Raw genomic sequence first — 18,412 nt, forward strand, 5'->3', positions numbered from 1 at the left:
GGGTGGAGAAACAATATGAAAGACAGACTGAATAACGATTTCCAGTTTATCGACGTATCCCGCATCGATCCGCCAAAGAAGGACGTCATTACTCGCACTAATGAGTTTGTAGAAATCTACCAGCCCTTCAGTGAGAATCAGGTAGCTAGCCAAGCGCACCGTTGCCTGGACTGTGGCAATCCCTACTGTGAATGGAAGTGTCCGGTGCACAACTATATTCCCAACTGGCTGAAGCTAATCAGCGAGGGGAATGTGATTGAGGCGGCAGAGCTTTGCCATGAAACTAATACGTTGCCAGAAGTCTGTGGCCGCGTTTGCCCACAAGATCGCCTGTGTGAAGGTGCCTGCACCCTTAATGATGGTTTTGGTGCCGTAACTATCGGGAATGCGGAAAAGTATATTACCGATACAGCTTTTGCGCTGGGCTGGCGGCCGGATCTGAGTCATGTGGAAAAAACGGGCAAGAAGGTTGCGATTGTTGGTGCCGGCCCCGCGGGCCTGGGCTGCGCCGATATTCTCGTGCGCAATGGTGTGCAGCCGGTAGTATTCGACAAGCACCCGGAGATCGGCGGCTTAATTACTTTCGGTATCCCAGAGTTCAAGCTGGAAAAGTCAGTGATGCAGAAGCGTCGCGAGGTTTTTGTGGAGATGGGGGTGGAGTTTTGCCTCAATACCGAAGTGGGCAAGGACATCACCTTCGAGCAACTGCTCAGCGATTACGATGCGGTATTCCTTGGAATGGGTACCTACAACTATATGAAGGGCGGCTTCCCTGGTGAAGACCTCCCTGGGGTTCACGATGCCCTGCCATTTCTGGTGGCCAATGTGAACCGCAATATGGGGTGGGAGAAAGACCCCTCGGAATTTGTTCCTGTGGAGGGTAAGCGTGTGGTGGTACTCGGTGGTGGTGATACCGCTATGGACTGTAATCGCAGCTCCATTCGCCTAGGTGCCAAGAGCGTCACCTGCGCCTACCGCCGCGACGAACAAAATATGCCCGGCTCCCGCAGAGAAGTGGCCAATGCCAAAGAGGAGGGGGTGCAATTCCTATTTAACCGCCAGCCGGTGGAAATTGTCGGTGACGGCAAGGTCTCTGGAGTTAAGGTGGTGACAACGAAATTGGGTGAGCCAGATGAGAATGGCCGCCGTCGCCCACAAGTTGTGCCTGAATCGGAGGAAGTGATCCCCGCCGATATTGTATTGGTTGCCTTCGGCTTCCGCCCGAGCCCCGCGGAGTGGTTTACTGAACACAATATTGCAGTCGCCGATTGGGGTGGCGTTGTCGCTCCGGAAAAGCAGAAGTACAAGTTTCAGACTTCAAATGAGAAGGTCTTCGCTGGCGGTGATATGGTGCGCGGCTCCGATTTGGTGGTTACCGCTATTTGGGAGGGGCGTCAGGCCGGTGAGGGTATCCTCGACTACCTGGATATCTGATGGACCTCGCAGGATAGGAGAGGGTGACACCCCTCTCCATACTTTTCTTTGTTGATCTTCCCTATCAGCTCAAGGCTGCGCACCGCTATATTTTTGCCACTCTATTTATAGTGGCCCCGCCCCCTGTACAATGGCCGCTTTTTTAGCCCGCTCGGTGTGCTTATGTCTGATATTAAATCGCCCGAATTGAAAAACGATCGTTTCCTTCGCGCCCTGCTACGCCAGCCTGTGGATCGAACACCAGTGTGGATGATGCGCCAGGCGGGTCGCTATCTGCCAGAGTATCGTGCCAGCCGTGCCGAAGCTGGTAGTTTTATGGACCTGTGCCGCAACACCGAGCTGGCTTGCGAGGTGACACTGCAACCTTTGGAGCGCTACCCTCTGGATGCGGCAATCCTATTTTCCGATATCCTTACTATCCCCGATGCCATGGGGCTGGGCCTCTATTTTTCTGAGGGCGAAGGCCCGAAATTCCACAAGCCTCTGCGCACTGCGGCAGATATTGAGTCACTGGAAGTGGTTAACAGCGAGCGGGACCTGGATTATGTGATGAATGCCGTGTCCACCATTCGCCGAGAGCTGAATGGGCGTGTACCACTGATCGGTTTTTCCGGTAGTCCTTGGACTCTGGCCACCTATATGATTGAGGGTGGCTCCAGCAAAGATTTCGCTCGCTGCAAAGAAATGCTCTATAACCGTCCTGAGTTGATGCACCAGCTGCTATCAGTATTGGCCGATTCTGTAACCGACTACCTGAATGCGCAGATACGTGCCGGTGCCCAAGCTGTGCAGATCTTTGATACCTGGGGTGGAGCGCTGAGCCACAGTGCCTACCGCGAGTTCTCCTTGCAGTATATGGCGCGTATCCTGGGCGGCTTGATTAAGGAGGTCGATGGCCGTCGTGTGCCCGCCATCCTGTTCACCAAAGGCGGTGGGCAGTGGTTGGAGGCGATGGCGGAAACTGGTGCCGATGCATTGGGCCTGGATTGGACTACAGATATTGGCAGTGCCCGTGCCCGTGTCGGTGAACGAGTTGCCCTACAGGGTAACCTTGATCCCTCAGTCCTCTATGCCAGCCCCGAGCGTATCCGCCAGGAAGTGGAAACTATCCTGCAGGCATTCGGTCATGGTAGTGGCCATGTATTTAACCTCGGTCACGGAATTACTCCAAAGGTCGATCCCGCCCATGCCGGTGCCATGATTGAGGCGGTAGTAGAGCTTTCTGCGAAGTATCACGCTTAATGGTGGTAACTAGTGTCTGAGTCTGTGAATGCAGTCTCACTTTGGGCGGGTGCTCGCCAATATCTCTCCGTGATATAAATGTGCGCCTGCCCAGAGGGTTCCGAGTTAGGCACCCTGCTCCTTGGCATTGGGCGGCTTTCAGAAAATTATCTCAGTGGTCGGCACCTCTCCAAGTGGCAATCGAACAGGCAAAAATCTCCGTCGGTGACCTACAGCGCGGCATGTTTGTTTCCAGGCTGGACAGGCCCTGGACACGAACACCTTTTGCGCTGCAGGGCTTTTATATCCGCGACCTGGAGGAAATACGGCAGCTGCAAAAATGCTGCCGCTTTGTCTATGTAGATGTTCACAAGACCGTTGGTAGTGCTGGTGCGACCCTACGCCGCCTGGTCGGTGGCAGCGGTGCTGGTATAGTTGGTGAAGGTCGCACCCCCCGCGTTACTGTCCCCTGTCGTCCAGTGGCAATTTCTCACAAAGCATACCCTCCGCCACAGCCTGCCCGGCGCGAAGCCAGTAATGCACGCAAACTGCATGGGCAGATATTGCAGGGCATGGGGCAGGTGATGGGGTTAGTGGCGAGCAACCGGCCGCTACCGGTACAACAGGTCAACCGGGTGGTGGAAGACCTTGTGGATAGTGTGTTGCGCAGCCCCGATGCTTTCGCCTGGCTGGCTCGGGTGCGGGATAAAGATGAGCATACCTATAGCCACTCGGTGAGGGCGAGTATCTGGGCAGTACTGTTTGGCCGCCATATCGGTTTAGGGCGACGTGAACTATTACAGCTGGGGGTGGCGACTCTTCTAAAGGATGTCGGTAAATTGGCTATCCCTGCGGAAGTGTTGCAGATGAAGCAACGAGATCCACGCAGTGAGCTGGAGTATCGAAAGTTTGTGCTGCACAGTGCGAATATGCTTGCTGCCGATGTACAGATGGACCCACAAGTAATTAATATTGTTCGCTGCCACCGCGAACGTCACGATGGAAGTGGTTATCCGAAAGGCCTGCGGGGTGACAAGATTCCCGTGTTAGCGCGTATGTGCGGGATTGTGACCTTTTACGATGAAGCAACTAACCCCCGTGGTGTTAGCGAACCTATAGCTCCATCTCGTGCCGTGGCGGGCCTGTATGACTTGCGAGGTATCGCCTACCAGGAGCAGCTGGTAGTGGAGTTTATTCAGGCGATAGGCCTTTACCCAACGGGTACCCAGGTGGAGCTTTCCAATGGTGAAGTGGGCGTGGTAGTGGAGCAAACTTACGATCGTCGCCTTAGGCCGAAGGTGATGATTGTACTGGATGAGAACAAGCGCCAATTGAATAAACCTCGCCTTCTCGACCTGGCTGAGACTGAGGATCGTGCGAAGAAGCTGATTGAGCGAGGAAAGATGAGTGCTCAGGCGCAAGTGAGTATTTTGCGTGATATCGAGCCCGGCGCTTACCCCCAGGTGGATACTGCTGCGGTGCGGGATACTTATTTATTTAAAGGTAATGGGCAGCTATCCCGTTTGATTTCCCGCCTGGCGAAATAACTGCTGCTACTCACTACCCAGACTATCCACGATGGGCGGTTTATGCCGCCCCTCTCAAGTTCAGTCATTCTCAGCGATAAGGTTTCCGAAGTGCTCACCCATTCGTACGGTGGTTTCCGCATCCAATGAGTCCAGCCAGCGCACTTGCTCCTTGCCGAACAACATAATAACGGTGGATCCCAGTTTAAAGCGGCCCATCTCTTCGCCCTTTTTCAGGTGGATTGGTGCGGTGTCTAGATAATTGGTGCTACGCACATCGCGCTTGTGTGGGGTTACCTGGCCTGCCCATACGGTTTCGATACCGGCAACGATCATAGCGCCGACAAGAATCATAGCCATGGGGCCTGCCGCAGTATCGAATACACACACCAGCCGCTCATTGCGGGCGAACAGGCGAGGAACATTTTCCGCTGTCACTGTGTTGACTGAAAAGAGTTGGCCCGGCACATAGATCATGCTGCGCAAGGTGCCGGCCATAGGCATATGCACACGGTGGTAATCCTTGGGCGACAGATAAACTGTGGCGAAATGGCCGTCGTTAAACTGTGCTGCCAGCTCCGGATCACCGCCCACAAGTTCGAGCAGGCTGTAATCGTGCCCCTTAGCCTGGAATATGCGGCCGTTGTGAATGCCTCCCAGCTGACTGATGGCACCATCCGCCGGGCAAGCAAGGCTGTGCTCACCGCTGACGATTGGGCGTACGCCTTCTTTTAGTTCGCGGGTGAAAAAATCGTTAAAGGTGCGATAGGCGGTACAGTCGGTCTCCTTTGCCTCCTGCATATTGACACCGTACTTATCCACAAACCAGCGGGTGAAGGGATCTTTGATCGATTTGATCTGTGTGTTCGCCAGCCAGCCGGCAGCACGTGAAAAGGCATGCTGTGGGGTCAGGTACTGCAGTGTGGCAAAGAGTTTTGGATTCATAGAATTACAACGTTTCTTGATGATTCTTACTGTTCTACCGGTGTATCGGGCAGGTTACCCCACTCGCTCCAGGAACCGGGATAGGCGTGTATATCAAAGCCCAGGGATTTACCCACCAGCCAGGTGAAGCCAGAGCGGTGATGGCTTTGGCAATGGGTAACGATTTTGTGCTTGTCGTCAATTCCCAGCTTGGCAAGAAATTCCCGTGCATCGGTGCGGATACGCAAGTCGCGCTGAGGATCCATTAGCTGGGTCCACTCGCAGTTGATAGCTCCGGGAATATGGCCACCTTTCATGGCTAATACCCGTTCACCAGAATATTCCTGCGGTGAGCGCGCATCCCAAATAATGAAATCCGGGTTGCCTAGTTGTGCCTGGATTTGTTCGGCGTCAATGGACGGGGTTGAATCGATGGATATTTCGATATCGCTGGGGTTGGCTTGTGATTCGTCAGTGGAGAGAGGCAGGCCAGCACTGCGCCAGGCGTGCATACCACCATTCAGATAGCTGTAGTTATGGTGGCCTATCATCTCCAGGGTCCACAGAAAGCGTCCAGCCCAGCCGCCTCCTTCATCGTCGCAGGCGACGACATGGGTTTCTGGGCGCAAGCCAATTGCGCGGAATATTCGGGTCAATTGTTCCAGGTCTGGCAATTTACCGGGCGCTGGAGGGGTACCGGCCATCAAAGCCTGGAAAGGCAGGTGCAAGGCGCCGGGAATATGGCCGCTCAAATAGTTTTGGTTGGAGCTGAGGTCGACAATTAGCAGCTCCTCACGCTCTAGTTCGGCAGCGAGATCTTCCGCTTCGATAATCAGGTTCAAAATTTATTCTCCGATTCCAGGCTGTTGCGCAGGTGTAAGAAACTGTTCATGCGGCGTTCGGTGATGTCGCCACTGGACAGTGCTTTGTGGATGGCGCAACCGGGTTCACCCTGGTGACGGCAGTCCCTAAAGCGACAGTGGCCGATAAAGGGGCGGAACTCTACAAAACCTTCCAGCAGCGCAGTTTCCTCCATATGCCAGAGGCCAAATTCACGGATGCCAGGGGAGTCTATCAAATCGCCGCCACTTGGCAGGTGAAACAGTTCCGCCGCAGTAGTGGTGTGCGTGCCTTTCAAGGTGGCTTGTGAAAGCGCACCAGTACGTGCGCCGGCACTTGGGAGCAGTGCGTTCACCAATGATGATTTTCCCACGCCGGATTGTCCTACAAAAACACTGCTGCCCAGGGCCAGGGTTTCCAGTAATTGGGGTAAGCCCTCACCGGTTTTCGTGGAGAGTTTTAGTACCGGATAACCCAGGTCTGGGTAAGGGGCCAGCAACTCATCCAGTGCTTCGCGGTTACTGTCGTTGATCAGGTCGATTTTGTTGAGCAATAAAATAGGTGGAATGCCGGTGGTTTCTGCCGCTACCAGGTAGCGATCGATAGCATTGGCGAAGGGCTCGGGATAGGGTGCTATAACGATGACAATACGATCGATATTGGCGGCGACGGTTTTTAAATCGCCGTAGCGATCTGGTCGCTGTAATTCCGATGTACGGGGTAGGCGTGCACCGACCACACCATACCCACCATCGCTGTCACTCGTGGCCGGGCGCCAGGCAACATGATCGCCGGTAACCAATGTCTCAATATTGGCGCGCAGGTGGCAGCGCTGGCGCAGGGAGGAATCACTTTCACTCTCTACCAATATCTGGGTGCCATAATTGGCGATCACCAGGCCGGTCTGTTCCTGGGCCAGCTGACCTTCATCCATCGCTTGTTCCGCCGACTGCTCGCGCTTGCGCGCGCGGGCCTCGCGTTCCTGCTGGATTTTGGCGATACGCCATTGCTGGCGCCGGTTCAATTTGCGTTTACTCATGCATTGGTACCTGGGGATCAGCGGCGGATTATAGCTATTGCCGGGTAGTTACGGTAACTTGCGCGGAAAGTTTGAGGAGACCCCCTGTGGATCAGAACAACCTGATCTGGATCGATCTGGAGATGACCGGCCTCGATCCAGAGAAAGAGCGCATTATCGAGATTGCTACCATTGTGACCGATTCGCGCCTAAATGTTCTCGCTGAAGGCCCTGCAATGGTAATTCATCAGAGTGATGCTCTGTTGAATGCAATGGATGATTGGAACACTGAACAACACGGTGGTTCTGGTCTGGTAGCACGGGTGAAGGAGTCGACCATATCCGAGCGAGAAGCGGAGCGTGAAACTATTGAATTCTTGCGCCACTGGGTACCGGAGGGTGCGTCCCCTATGTGTGGTAACTCTATTGGCCAAGACCGCCGCTTTTTAGTCAAATATATGCCGCAGTTGGAATCCTACTTCCACTATCGCAACCTGGATGTGAGTTCGGTGAAGGAGCTGGCCAGGCGCTGGCGCCCGGAAGTGCTGGAAGGGGTAAAGAAGCACAGTAACCACCTGGCTCTTGATGATATCCGCGATTCGATCGGAGAGCTGCGCCATTACCGCGAGACTTTTTTTCGTCTCTAATTCTTGCCCCTTAGCTTTGCGTGTCGCTGCGCGGCCTAGGTGGGAGCGCGCTTGATCTTGCGCTTGCGCTTTCGGCCACCACGCAGGCGTGCCAGGGCCCAGTCAATATGTTCAAGCACTAATGGCGTGGCGGTTTGCCGCGCTTGTTCCAGGGTGTCCAGGACTCTATCGACGGGTTCGCCATTGCCGAGGGCAACCGCCAGATTGCGTTGCCAGCGTTCGTAACCAATACGGCGAATGGGGGAGCCTTCAGTTTTGCGCAGAAACTCCTCTTCGCTCCAGTTGAATAGTGCCAACAGCTCGCCGTTATCCAGTCCGTGGCGTGGGTGGAAATCCTGTTCGGCGGTGGGTTTGGCGAATTTGTTCCAGGGGCAGATCGTCTGGCAGTCATCGCAGCCAAATACACGGTTTCCGATGGGCTCGCGAAATTCTTCGGGTATCGGCCCTTTATTTTCGATGGTCAGGTAGGAGATACAGCGGCCCGCATCCAGGGTTCGAGGACCGATAAAGGCATCGGTTGGGCATACCCGGAGACAGGCCACGCAGTCGCCGCACTCATCGACGAAGTCACCTTCGTCGATAGGTAGCGGTAGGTTGATATAGATTTCTCCGAGGAAAAAGAACGAGCCGGCTTTAGAGTTAATCAGTAGGCAGTTCTTGCCCACCCAGCCGAGTCCGGCTTTGCGAGCTAATGCCCTTTCCAATACCGGGGCGCTATCGGTAAATGCACGCCCTTTGGATTCGATCCCGTGCTCGGCACAAAAAGCATCAATTTTCTTGGCCAGGTTAGCCAGGCGTTTGCGAATCAGCTTGTGGTAATCGCGCCCGTTGGCATAACGTGAGACATAGGCTTTACTGGAGTCTTTCAGTATTTTGATGGGTTGGGTATCCGGTGGAAGGTAGTCGAGACGCACACTGATGGCGCGGATAGTACCTTCCTCCAGGAGTGCTGGGCGCCAGCGCTTTTCCCCATGAGCACCCATCCATTCCATATCTGCGCTGTAACCGGCATCAATCCATGCGCGTAGGCGCTCGCCATCCTCCTCCAGCTGGCAATCAGTAATGCCAACTTGCTGGAAGCCCAGCTCCCGCCCCCAGGTTTTAATCAGGTTGGCTAATTCTGCGAGCAGTGAATCGGTCATAGGTAAAAGCGGCTCGATATCCCAGGCAAGCACATTGATTGGCCGGGGCGGTATACTCTGCTGACAGAGCAACTGACAGCGATGCAATCGCCTATTTTGCCACAGATGAATTCTTGACCACATTGCGGGAGCCGCATGGACACGCCTCAATCTCTGTACAGTGCCGAATCGGTACGGGAACTCGACCGACAAACCATAGCTGCGCTGGAAATTCCCTCTATTCAATTAATGAAACGCGCCGGCCGCGCGGCCTTCAAGCATTTGCAGGCACAGTGGCCCGATATTGGCCGAATACAGGTCTTTTGTGGCGGTGGTAATAACGGTGGGGATGGCTATGTGATTGCGGCCCTGGCTGCGCAGAAAAAGATCCCGGTTACGGTTTATGCCTGTACTGAGCCGGGCAAGCTGAAAGGTGATGCGCGAGAAGCCTGTGAATATGCCCTTCGAGAAGGCGTACAGGTGTTGACTTCCTTAGCAGAGTTGGACAATGCCGATGGCAATACCCTGATCGTGGATGCCCTGCTTGGTACTGGGTTTAGTGGGGCTTTGCGCGAGGATGTCGCCCATGCGGTGGAGAGAATTAAGAAGAGTCCTGGGCCGATATTGGCTGTGGATATCCCGTCCGGTCTAAGCGCCGATACGGGAACCGCTGACCTCGCTGTACATGCGGATATGACGGTGACTTTTATCGGGCGCAAACTCGGCCTCTATTGTGGTCGAGGCCCGGCGCTATGCGGTGAGGTCCAGTTCGAGGATCTGGGCGCGCCAGCGCAGGCCTACTGTGATGTTGATGTCTCAGTGCACCGCTACACGGCGGAGGGTATTAAACGCTTGCCAGTGCGTGCTGCGGACAGCTTTAAAAACCAGTTTGGCCATATTCTGATCGTTGGAGGCGATAGCGGCTTTGGCGGTGCTGCACTTATGGCTGCTCAGTCCAGCGCGCGGGCTGGAGCCGGTCTGATTTCTCTGGCGACTCGCCCTGAGCACCTCTCTGCAGCTTTGACTCGTTGCCCTGAAGTTATGGCTTATCCGGTAATTTCCGGCCAGGAGCTGGAGCCACTGCTGGACGGCCCCAGTGTTATAGCTGTTGGTCCCGGCCTCGGGCGCTCGCCCTGGAGCGAACAGCTGTTAGCCCGCGCGGGGCGAGCAGAGGTGCCATTAGTGGTGGATGCGGATGGGTTAAATATCCTGTCCGAAGGGCGGGTATTGGCCGGCGTGAAACGGAATGATTGGGTACTGACGCCCCATGTGGGAGAGGCGGCACGCCTGCTCGGTTGTGACACTGCCGATGTACTGGTCGATCCCCGTGAAGCAGCTGCCGCAGTTCAGGAGAAGTTCAGTGGTGTGGTGATACTTAAGGGCGCAGGTACCCTGATTGCCCACGATGGTGGTGTAGATCTGATAAATAGCGGTAATCCGGGTATGGCCTCTGGTGGTATGGGCGATCTGCTTACCGGTATCGTCGCTGCACTGATCGGGCAGCACCTGCCCCTGGTTGAAGCGGCCCGTCTGGCAGTTTGGCTGCATGGAGAAGCCGGTAATCGCGCTGCTGAGGATGGCCAGCGAGGTTTGTTGGCCACCGATTTATTGCCTTGGATTCGACGGTTGGTAGATTGATAGTGAGTGAACTCAAAATACATTTGGCGGACGAAGAAGCAACAGTCGCCAGTGGAGAGGCGCTGGGGCGCGCATGCCTGGCCAGTGGCCTGCAGCATGGACTGACCCTGTATCTGAATGGCCAGTTGGGTGCTGGGAAAACCACTTTTTGCCGTGGCGTGTTAAGGGCTTTTGGTCATGACGGCGCAGTAAAGAGTCCCACCTATACGTTGGTGGAGCCCTATGAGCTGGGTACGCAACGGGTTTATCACTTTGATCTATACCGGCTGGGTGACGCCGAGGAGCTGGAGTTTATGGGGGTGCGGGATTATTTCGCTGCCCACAGTCTGAGTCTGGTGGAGTGGCCGGAGCGCGGTGCTGGTGTTTTACCGGAGCCGGATTTGCAATTGGACCTGGAGGTGCCAGATAGCGGAAGACAGTTATTGCTGATTGCTCACTCCAAACAGGGCACAGTAGTGCTCGATACGCTGGAAAAATTGCTGCAATAGTATCGGCAGACCTTAATTCGAGGGTGTGTGAATAACAATAAGCGAAAGGACTGAGATGTAATGAGTTTGATGTGGCGGTCACTTTTGGCCCTGATTTTTGGGCTGGTGATAGTAGTGCCGTTAAAGGCGGCAGAAGTGGAAGGTGTACGCCTGTGGCGTGCGCCGGATCACACACGCCTGGTTTTTGATTTGAGTGGGCCGGCGGAGCACAAGCTCTTTACCCTGAGTGGACCACACCGGGTAGTGGTGGATATTACTGATACCAAATTGAAAGCTCAGTTGGATGCACTGGATTTAAAAGACACCCCTATTGCTCAGGTACGTCACGCGCGCCACAACAAGAAAGATCTGCGTGTGGTGCTCGATCTCAAACAGCAGATCAATCCACGTAGTTTTGCCCTGCGTCGCCACGAGAAATTACCAGATCGACTGGTAATCGATCTTTACGACAAAGTTGAAAACCAAGAAAAAACTCTACTACAAGTAAGTAGTGAACGAGATATCGTTATTGCTGTAAATGCTGGTCACGGGGGCGAGGATCCGGGGGCTCTAGGTCCTGGAGGTCTGCGGGAGAAGGATGTAGTGCTGGCGATCGCGCGCAAACTTCAGCGGGAACTCGATCGAGAGCGGGGGTTTAGCGCGAAATTGGTAAGAACAGGTGATTATTTTATCCCCCTGAGACAGCGAGTGAAAAAAGGGCGCAAAATGCGCGCTGATTTATATGTCTCGATTCACGCCGATGCCTTTACCCGTAAAGAGGCTCGTGGTGCTGGTGTCTACGCAGTTTCCTCTCGAGGAGCGACCAGTGAGACGGCTCGCTTCTTGGCCCAGCGAGAAAATGAGTCTGATTTAATTGGGGGAGCGGGAGACCTGAGTCTGGATGACAAGGATGATACTCTTGCCGGGGTGTTATTGGACCTGTCGATGACTGCGACTATGAATGCGAGTCTTGACGTTGGTGCCAGCGTACTGAGCTCCCTGGGTAGTTTTACCCATTTGCACAAAAAGAAAGTGGAGCAGGCAAATTTCTCAGAGCTACGTAATCCCGATGTACCTTCAATCCTCGTAGAAACAGGTTTTATCACTAATCCCTATGAGTCTCGACGCTTGAGTGACCCTAAATTCCAGCAGCGCATGGCAGAAAAACTCAGCGAAGGTATAGTGGGCTACTTCAGCCGTCGTCCACCGGCAGGCACTTGGCTAGCAGCTAACCAGGGCACCAAGTCGCGGCGTCATATAATTGCCCGAGGTGAGACACTATCCGGGATAGCTGCGCGGTATAATGTCTCTGTTACAGCCCTAATGAGGGCTAACGGCATTAAAAACTCAGTGATTCGCGTGGGTCAAACCCTGAGTATTCCCTCGGGGTAAGATCGAATTCCATAGCCTTTCAGGCCGGTCAAATAAGCGTTAACAGGCCAGTGTCATGCACGAACGTATCCAGCAATTATCGCCCCGCCTTGCCAACCAAATCGCCGCTGGCGAGGTGGTAGAGCGCCCGGCTTCAGTTATCAAGGAGCTGCTGGAAAACAGTCTCGATGCAGGTGCCACGCGTTTGGAGGTGGATGTCGATAGCGGCGGTATCAAACGTATGAAAGTGCGCGATAACGGTAAAGGTATCGAACGCGAAGACCTGCCTATGGCTCTGGCCCGCCACGCTACTTCAAAGATTCATGTGTTGGAAGACCTCGAGGCTGTAGCGACCCTTGGTTTTCGCGGTGAGGCTCTCGCCAGTATTTCCTCAGTAGCGCGCTTGGCGCTGACCAGCAGCCGTGATGAGAGTGGCAAGGGTTGGCAGGTGAGTGCAGAAGGGCGTGATATGCAGGCGCAGCTATCCCCGGCTGCCCACCCTCGCGGTACCACCGTGGATGTGCGTGATCTATTTTTTAATACCCCTGCGAGACGCAAATTCCTGCGTACCGAGAAGACTGAATTTAACCGCATTGATGACACCATTAAGCGCTTGGCCCTGTCCCGTTTTGATGTCTCCATCAGTTTGCGCCATAACGGCAAAGGAGTGCATAACCTGCGAGCAGGCAGTGGCCGTGTTGAAATGGAACGCCGTGTTGCCCAGGTTTGCGGCCCGGCTTTTATGCAAAATGCCCTGCATATTGATGTGGAACGAAATGGTCTGCGTCTCTGGGGTTGGGTGGCTGAGCCTGCATTCTCACGCTCCCAGGCCGACTTGCAGTTTTTCTATGTCAATGGCCGTGCAATTCGCGACAAGGTAGTGAGCCATGCGGTGCGCCGTGCTTTTGCCGATGTGCTCTATCACGGTCGCCATCCTGCATTTGTACTCTACTTGGAACTGGACCCCGCATCAGTGGATGTTAACGTGCACCCAACCAAGCACGAGGTGCGCTTTCGCGATGGCCGTTTGGTGCATGATTTCCTGTTTGGCAGTTTGCACCGGGCCCTGGCTGATGTGCGACCAGGACAGCGTGAAGAGGCCGTAGAGGAGGCGGCTGAGGATACAGAAGTTGCGAGTGCAGACAGAGTTACTGGTATCCAGGCCGGGGAGTTTGCCGGACAGCAGAAGATGCCGCTGAGCAATAAACCTTCTCCTGGAAACCTGCAGCAGCAGATGAAGGCCTACGGTACTTTGCACCAACCCTATCAAGGGAGTGGAGCGGTGGCTGAGCTTGTAACTAGGGGGGCTGAATCTGGCAGTATGGCAGCGGTGGCACCGGCACCTCTGGGGGGGGAAGTAAGTTCTGGAGAAGAGGCGCCACCTCTGGGTTTTGCTATTGCCCAGTTGCACGGGATTTACATTCTCGCGCAGAACGAGCAGGGCATGGTTGTGGTGGATATGCATGCCGCCCATGAGCGTATTGTTTACGAGCAGATGAAGGTCGCTCACGCTGCCGGGGGTATCCAGGCCCAGCCGTTACTGGTGCCGGTGAGTCTTGCAGTAAGCCAGCGCGAAGCGGATTGCTTCGAGGAGCGCAGTGAAGTCTTTACGTCTCTTGGCTTTGTATTACAGCGCGCCGGTCCTGAGACCCTGCTGGTGCGCCAAGTGCCTACCATGTTGCATGGCGCGGAGGTGGAGCAGTTGGTGCGTGATGTCCTTTCCGATTTATTGGGGCAGGGTGATAGTGAACGTATCGGTGAGCGCATTAACGAAGTGCTTGGCACCATGGCCTGCCACGGTTCAGTGCGTGCCAATCGCCGTCTGACGGTGCCTGAAATGAATGCCCTGTTACGGGATATGGAGCGCACCGAGCGTAGCGGCCAGTGCAATCACGGCCGCCCCACCTGGACCCAGGTTAAACTGGCAGATATGGATAAGTGGTTTATGCGCGGTCAGTAGCCGTGAACTGGAAGTAGGTGGTGATTTGAACAAGCGCATTTTGGGTGACAAACCCCGCGCAATTTTCCTGATGGGCCCCACGGCATCGGGCAAGACGGATCTGGCAATGGCGCTGGCGGACAATCTGCCGGTGGAGTTGATCAGTGTGGATTCTGCTTTGGTGTATCGAGGTCTGGATCTGGGTTCCGCAAAACCATCCCAGGAAGAGTTAGTGCGCTATCCTCATCGCCTAATCGATATTTGTGATACCAGTGAATCCTATTCCGCAGGTCGATTTCGAAAAGATGCCCTGGAAGCTATGGACGAAATCAGTGCAGCAGGTAAGATCCCTCTTCTGGTAGGCGGAACTATGTTGTATTTCCGTGCTCTCCTGGAAGGTATGGCAAAACTACCTGAAGCCGATGCACAATTGCGTGCAGAAATTGAGGCTCGTGCTGAACAAGAAGGTTGGCCAGCCCTGCACGCAGAGTTGGCTGAAGTGGATCCGGATTTGGCGGCGGAGTTACATCCGAATCACTCGGTACGAATCGAGAGAGGGCTGGAGGTTTACCGTCTCACCGGAGTGCCCATGTCCCAGTTGCGTCGCGAGCAGGCCGGTAGTGGGGTACAGAAACGCTACCAGCTGAGCCAGTTGGCGATTATGCCGAGGGATAGGTTGTTGCTGCACCAGCGTATTGAATTGCGCTTTAAGAGGATGCTTGAAGCCGGGTTTGTCGATGAGGTGCGTGGGCTACGTGCTCGGGATGATTTGCACGAGGACCTCCCGGCGATTCGCGCTGTGGGTTATCGTCAAGTTTGGCATTACCTGGATGGCCGCTGTGATTATGATGAAATGGTTGCGGCGGGTGTTGCGGCTACACGTCAGCTGGCCAAGCGACAGCTGACTTGGTTGCGACGCTGGCCAGACCTGCAAACTTTGTATACTCAGGATGCCGATGGCAGGGTGCGTGAGAATGACGAAATATTGGCGGAAGCCTTGAAATTTCTCGCCTGAGCATCCATAACGTGGTTGGGCTAATAAACGACAAGCTCATTCAGTCAGTTTTCAAAGGGCCGGCCTTTTCCGGCTTACTACTACACTACTTACACGCGTATTCAACCTCAGTCGTTCTTTGATCCGCGCTCTTCGCGGATGCGATTGCGGCCTGCATACCGCATTCAGCTTTTTGACAAGGAGAAAAAAGATGTCAAAAGGGCATAGCTTACAAGACCCTTACCTCAACGTACTGCGCAAAGAGCGTATCCCGGTTTCTATCTATCTGGTAAACGGCATCAAGCTCCAAGGGCAAATTGAATCTTTCGACCAGTTTGTGGTGTTACTAAAAAACACCGTTAGCCAAATGGTCTATAAGCACGCTATTTCCACTGTTGTTCCGTCCCGAGCTGTGCGTGTGCCCTTGCTGAATCCGGCGGCACAACACGGTGGTGAAGGTAACGGTGAGGGCGGAGAGCGCGAATCCTTTAGCTGATAAGCCACCTATTTTGACCAGCGCCTCTTTACGAGGGGTGCCTGCAGCGGGTGAGCCCTGAATGACTTGCCCACTGCCACTTCAGTCTGGAAGGTGGATTGCTGTCCACTTCCGCATATAGAGATTTCCCATTGTTTTTCGATCGACCGGAATCCGGTGAGCTGGCGGTGCTGGTTCACCTAGAACTCTCCGCAATCGACAGTCCCGAAGACCCTCGTGAATTTGAGGAGTTGGCCCTCTCTGCCGGAGCAGATCCGGTCAGTTTTATTTTTGGCCAGCGCGCAACGCCGGACCCGAAAACTTTTGTCGGGCGCGGTAAGCTGGAAGAAATTCGCCAGGTGGTAAAAGAGCAGGGCGCGGAGCTTGTGATCTTTGATCACATTCTTTCTCCTAGTCAGGAGCGCAATATTGAGCGTGAGTTGAAATGTCGGGTGCTAGACCGTACAGGACTGATCCTGGACATTTTTGCCCAGCGCGCACGTACTCATGAGGGTAAGTTACAGGTAGAGTTGGCACAGCTACGCCATATGGCTACCCGGCTTGTGCGCGGTTGGACTCACTTGGAGCGCCAGAAGGGTGGTATTGGCCTGCGTGGACCAGGTGAAACGCAGCTGGAAACTGACCGCCGCTTGTTGCGTGCGAGGATTGATTCTATCGAAAAGCGCCTGGAGAAAGTCAGGCGACAGCGGGAGCAGGGCCGGCGCGCGCGCTCCCGTGCGGATGTGGCCACGGTATCCTTGGTGGGTTATACCAATGCCGGCAAGTCCACTCTGTTTAATCGCCTCACCGATGCAGAAGTTTATGTGCGTGACCAGCTGTTCGCTACGCTGGACCCGACCATGCGCCGGGTTGAATTACCCAATGTTGGCGCCATGGTATTGGCTGACACGGTTGGTTTTGTCTCCCATTTGCCTCATAAACTGGTCGAGGCATTTCGTGCCACGCTAGAGGAGGCTGCTCAGGCAACCCTGTTACTGCATGTGGTAGATGCCTCGGCAGAAGACCGTCTGCATCTGATAGAGGAGGTGCAGAATGTTCTCGAAGAAATTGGCGCAGCGGACCTGCCACAGCTGTTGGTGTATAACAAAATTGACCTCCTGGCCGATTGTGAGCCCCGTATCGATCGTGATGAGGATGGTATACCGCGCGCGGTATGGCTATCCGCAGCTACTGGAGCAGGATGTGAGCTTCTGATAGAGGCTATTGCTGAACGCTTGGGAGAACAGATGGTGCGTGGTCTGTTGGTGGTAAAACCTCAACAGTCCCGACTGCGAGCGCAGCTTTACCAGGTTAACGCAATCCAAAGTGAGGTGTATCGCGATAATGGCGACTGTGAATTAGAGCTGCTGTTGCCGCGTAGCGACTTCCAGCGCCTGCTGGCCCAGTTTACCGTCGATGGTGAGGGCCCCGAGTGGTTACCACAAGAATGTGAGGGGGAGGACAATGGAGAGGCAGAATATTAGCGCTCCTGGTGTCATAGTGTTGGTGCTATAGAGAAAGGTTTCTGCGCAACTACGGTTGCGACAAACTTGCCACCAGTTGAGTCCTGGCGGCAATATTTTGCCGGCGGGGGATGCTAGAATCCGCCGGAGACAAAGCTTAAATGATCAGAGTTGGAGTAAGTTAGATGGCCTGGAATGAGCCGGGTGGTAAAGATAAAGACCCGTGGGGTGGTGGCGGTGGCAATCGCAATAATGATGGACCGCCGGACCTTGATGAACTATTTCGTAAAGTCCAGCAAAAGTTAGGTGGTCTGTTTGGAGGCGGTAGCCCCAGTACTGGTACAGGCAACTTTCCTTGGATGCTGGTGATTGGTGTCGCCGTATTAATCTATGCGGGCCTGGGAATCTATCAGGTGAACGCCAATGAACAGGCAGTAGTATTACGCCTGGGTAAGTACCACTCTACAGAATCTGCGGGATTGCACTGGAATCCGCCCCTGATTGATAGTGTCACTAAGGTCAATATGACCGAGGTGCGTACTGAGCGTACGACAGGTCAGATGCTGACGGAAGACGCCAATATCGTTGAAGTCGTATTGACCGTGCAATGGCAGGTTGGTGATGCGGAATCCTTTGTTCTGCGTGTGCGCGATCCTGTGAAGAGCCTGCAAGAGGCCACGGACAGTGCCCTGCGCCATGTGGTCGGCTCCTTGACCTTAAACGGCGTTATCTCTCAAAACCGTACCCAGGTATCCACAGATACCCAACAGCGTCTTCAGGAGTACCTCGATCTTTACCAGACGGGAATTCGTGTCGATGTGGTTAACCTGACTGATGCCAAGGCGCCGCGCGAAGTTCAGGATGCGTTTGACGATGTTACCAAGGCTCGTGAAGACGAGGTACGTTTGCAGAATGAAGCCCAGGCCTATGCAAACCAGGTGATTCCGGTGGCCCGTGGTCAGGCCCAGCGGATTATTGAAGAGGCAGAAGGCTATAAGGCCCGCGTAGTGGAGAGTGCCCGCGGTGAGGCGGTTCGCTTCGAGAAATTGCTGGCTGAATATGAGCGTGCCCCGGAAGTGACCCGCGAGCGTCTCTACCTGGATGCGGTCCAGGAGGTGATGTCCAGCACCTCGAAAGTGATGGTGGATGTCGAAGGTGGCAATAACATGATGTATTTGCCATTGGACAAGTTGGCCCAGGAAAGCACCAGCAAGGCGGTACAGCGCAAAGACACCTCACCGATCGTGATTGAGGAAGTCTACCAGCGCATTGTCGAGCGTTTGCGCCAGGATGCTGCCAATGGCCGTCGCAGCCAGTCTGTCCGCTAGGAGGTG

General features: G+C 54.6%; 16 protein-coding genes. 12 read left to right on the forward strand and 4 right to left on the reverse strand.

What is annotated here, in order from left to right; all coding sequences use genetic code 11:
* Positions 1–15 precede the first annotated feature (15 nt).
* From ACJJI7_RS07980 to ACJJI7_RS07990, 3 genes are all read left to right on the forward strand, one after another.
* Positions 16–1,434, forward strand: coding sequence for a glutamate synthase small subunit GltD family protein (locus ACJJI7_RS07980; RefSeq protein ID WP_020413636.1), 1,419 nt, complete (start codon positions 16–18; stop codon positions 1,432–1,434).
* Between the two features lie 162 nt (positions 1,435–1,596).
* Positions 1,597–2,676, forward strand: a complete 1,080-nt coding sequence (gene hemE / locus ACJJI7_RS07985) for a uroporphyrinogen decarboxylase (protein ID WP_020413635.1) — start codon at positions 1,597–1,599, stop codon at positions 2,674–2,676.
* Between the two features lie 173 nt (positions 2,677–2,849).
* On the forward strand, positions 2,850–4,202 hold the full coding sequence (locus ACJJI7_RS07990) for a cyclic di-GMP phosphodiesterase (protein WP_444902346.1): 1,353 nt from the start codon (positions 2,850–2,852) through the stop codon (positions 4,200–4,202).
* Between the two features lie 60 nt (positions 4,203–4,262).
* On the opposite strand, the gene asd is transcribed toward ACJJI7_RS07990, so the two are convergent.
* From asd to rsgA, 3 genes are read right to left on the reverse strand one after another with little or no spacing between them, the layout of a single operon-like run.
* Positions 4,263–5,126 (reverse strand): archaetidylserine decarboxylase, encoded by an 864-nt coding sequence (gene asd, locus ACJJI7_RS07995; RefSeq protein WP_020413633.1) that lies wholly within the window; start codon positions 5,124–5,126, stop codon positions 4,263–4,265.
* A gap of 26 nt (positions 5,127–5,152) precedes the next feature.
* Positions 5,153–5,947, reverse strand: a complete 795-nt coding sequence (locus ACJJI7_RS08000; RefSeq protein ID WP_020413632.1) for a sulfurtransferase — start codon at positions 5,945–5,947, stop codon at positions 5,153–5,155.
* Positions 5,944–6,984: a small ribosomal subunit biogenesis GTPase RsgA gene (gene rsgA, locus ACJJI7_RS08005; protein ID WP_282951882.1), complete on the reverse strand. Its 1,041-nt coding sequence runs from the start codon at positions 6,982–6,984 to the stop codon at positions 5,944–5,946. Before rsgA ends, ACJJI7_RS08000 begins: the two co-directional genes overlap by 4 nt.
* Positions 6,985–7,070: 86 nt before the next feature.
* Between rsgA and orn the strand changes: the two genes are divergently transcribed.
* On the forward strand, positions 7,071–7,610 hold the full coding sequence (gene orn, locus ACJJI7_RS08010) for an oligoribonuclease (RefSeq protein ID WP_020413630.1): 540 nt from the start codon (positions 7,071–7,073) through the stop codon (positions 7,608–7,610).
* A gap of 35 nt (positions 7,611–7,645) precedes the next feature.
* On the opposite strand, the gene queG is transcribed toward orn, so the two are convergent.
* Positions 7,646–8,752 carry a tRNA epoxyqueuosine(34) reductase QueG gene (gene queG / locus ACJJI7_RS08015; RefSeq protein ID WP_444902345.1) on the reverse strand — a complete coding sequence of 369 codons (1,107 nt, stop codon included), beginning with the start codon at positions 8,750–8,752 and terminating at the stop codon, positions 7,646–7,648.
* Positions 8,753–8,887: 135 nt separating this feature from the next.
* Between queG and ACJJI7_RS08020 the strand changes: the two genes are divergently transcribed.
* The 8 genes from ACJJI7_RS08020 to hflK all read left to right on the forward strand — a co-directional run bounded on the left by ACJJI7_RS08020 (position 8,888) and on the right by hflK (position 18,406).
* On the forward strand, positions 8,888–10,369 hold the full coding sequence (locus tag ACJJI7_RS08020) for an NAD(P)H-hydrate dehydratase (protein WP_282951880.1): 1,482 nt from the start codon (positions 8,888–8,890) through the stop codon (positions 10,367–10,369).
* A 2-nt stretch (positions 10,370–10,371) separates the two neighbouring features.
* Positions 10,372–10,857 (forward strand): tRNA (adenosine(37)-N6)-threonylcarbamoyltransferase complex ATPase subunit type 1 TsaE, encoded by a 486-nt coding sequence (gene tsaE / locus ACJJI7_RS08025; RefSeq protein ID WP_444902344.1) that lies wholly within the window; start codon positions 10,372–10,374, stop codon positions 10,855–10,857.
* Positions 10,858–10,917: 60 nt separating this feature from the next.
* Positions 10,918–12,228, forward strand: coding sequence for an N-acetylmuramoyl-L-alanine amidase (locus tag ACJJI7_RS08030; protein ID WP_020413626.1), 1,311 nt, complete (start codon positions 10,918–10,920; stop codon positions 12,226–12,228).
* A 55-nt stretch (positions 12,229–12,283) separates the two neighbouring features.
* Positions 12,284–14,167, forward strand: a complete 1,884-nt coding sequence (mutL, locus tag ACJJI7_RS08035; protein WP_020413625.1) for a DNA mismatch repair endonuclease MutL — start codon at positions 12,284–12,286, stop codon at positions 14,165–14,167.
* Positions 14,168–14,237: 70 nt separating this feature from the next.
* Entirely contained in the window at positions 14,238–15,161 is a 924-nt protein-coding gene (miaA, locus tag ACJJI7_RS08040; RefSeq protein WP_040628948.1) for a tRNA (adenosine(37)-N6)-dimethylallyltransferase MiaA, read from the forward strand.
* A gap of 190 nt (positions 15,162–15,351) precedes the next feature.
* Positions 15,352–15,636 carry an RNA chaperone Hfq gene (gene hfq / locus ACJJI7_RS08045; RefSeq protein WP_020413623.1) on the forward strand — a complete coding sequence of 95 codons (285 nt, stop codon included), beginning with the start codon at positions 15,352–15,354 and terminating at the stop codon, positions 15,634–15,636.
* A gap of 131 nt (positions 15,637–15,767) precedes the next feature.
* The gene (gene hflX / locus ACJJI7_RS08050; RefSeq protein WP_020413622.1) at positions 15,768–17,099 is read left to right on the forward strand and encodes a ribosome rescue GTPase HflX; all 1,332 of its coding nucleotides are present in this window, start codon (positions 15,768–15,770) and stop codon (positions 17,097–17,099) included.
* 164 nt (positions 17,100–17,263) lie between these two features.
* Entirely contained in the window at positions 17,264–18,406 is a 1,143-nt protein-coding gene (hflK, locus tag ACJJI7_RS08055; RefSeq protein WP_020413621.1) for an FtsH protease activity modulator HflK, read from the forward strand.
* The last annotated feature ends 6 nt before the right edge of the window (positions 18,407–18,412 follow it).

This window comes from Microbulbifer variabilis (assembly GCF_056232115.1).

Excerpts from the sequence above, each read along its gene's own strand:
- hfq (WP_020413623.1), top strand. The coding sequence starts at position 15,352 with ATGTCAAAAGGGCATAGCTTACAAGACCCTTACCTCAACGTACTGCGC.
- miaA (WP_040628948.1), top strand. The coding sequence starts at position 14,238 with ATGGGCCCCACGGCATCGGGCAAGACGGATCTGGCAATGGCGCTGGCG.
- ACJJI7_RS07980 (WP_020413636.1), top strand. The coding sequence starts at position 16 with ATGAAAGACAGACTGAATAACGATTTCCAGTTTATCGACGTATCCCGC.
- ACJJI7_RS08020 (WP_282951880.1), top strand. The coding sequence starts at position 8,888 with ATGGACACGCCTCAATCTCTGTACAGTGCCGAATCGGTACGGGAACTC.
- mutL (WP_020413625.1), top strand. The coding sequence starts at position 12,284 with ATGCACGAACGTATCCAGCAATTATCGCCCCGCCTTGCCAACCAAATC.
- hflK (WP_020413621.1), top strand. The coding sequence starts at position 17,264 with ATGGCCTGGAATGAGCCGGGTGGTAAAGATAAAGACCCGTGGGGTGGT.
- hemE (WP_020413635.1), top strand. The coding sequence starts at position 1,597 with ATGTCTGATATTAAATCGCCCGAATTGAAAAACGATCGTTTCCTTCGC.
- queG (WP_444902345.1), bottom strand. The coding sequence starts at position 8,752 with ATGACCGATTCACTGCTCGCAGAATTAGCCAACCTGATTAAAACCTGG.
- asd (WP_020413633.1), bottom strand. The coding sequence starts at position 5,126 with ATGAATCCAAAACTCTTTGCCACACTGCAGTACCTGACCCCACAGCAT.
- ACJJI7_RS08030 (WP_020413626.1), top strand. The coding sequence starts at position 10,918 with ATGAGTTTGATGTGGCGGTCACTTTTGGCCCTGATTTTTGGGCTGGTG.
- rsgA (WP_282951882.1), bottom strand. The coding sequence starts at position 6,984 with ATGAGTAAACGCAAATTGAACCGGCGCCAGCAATGGCGTATCGCCAAA.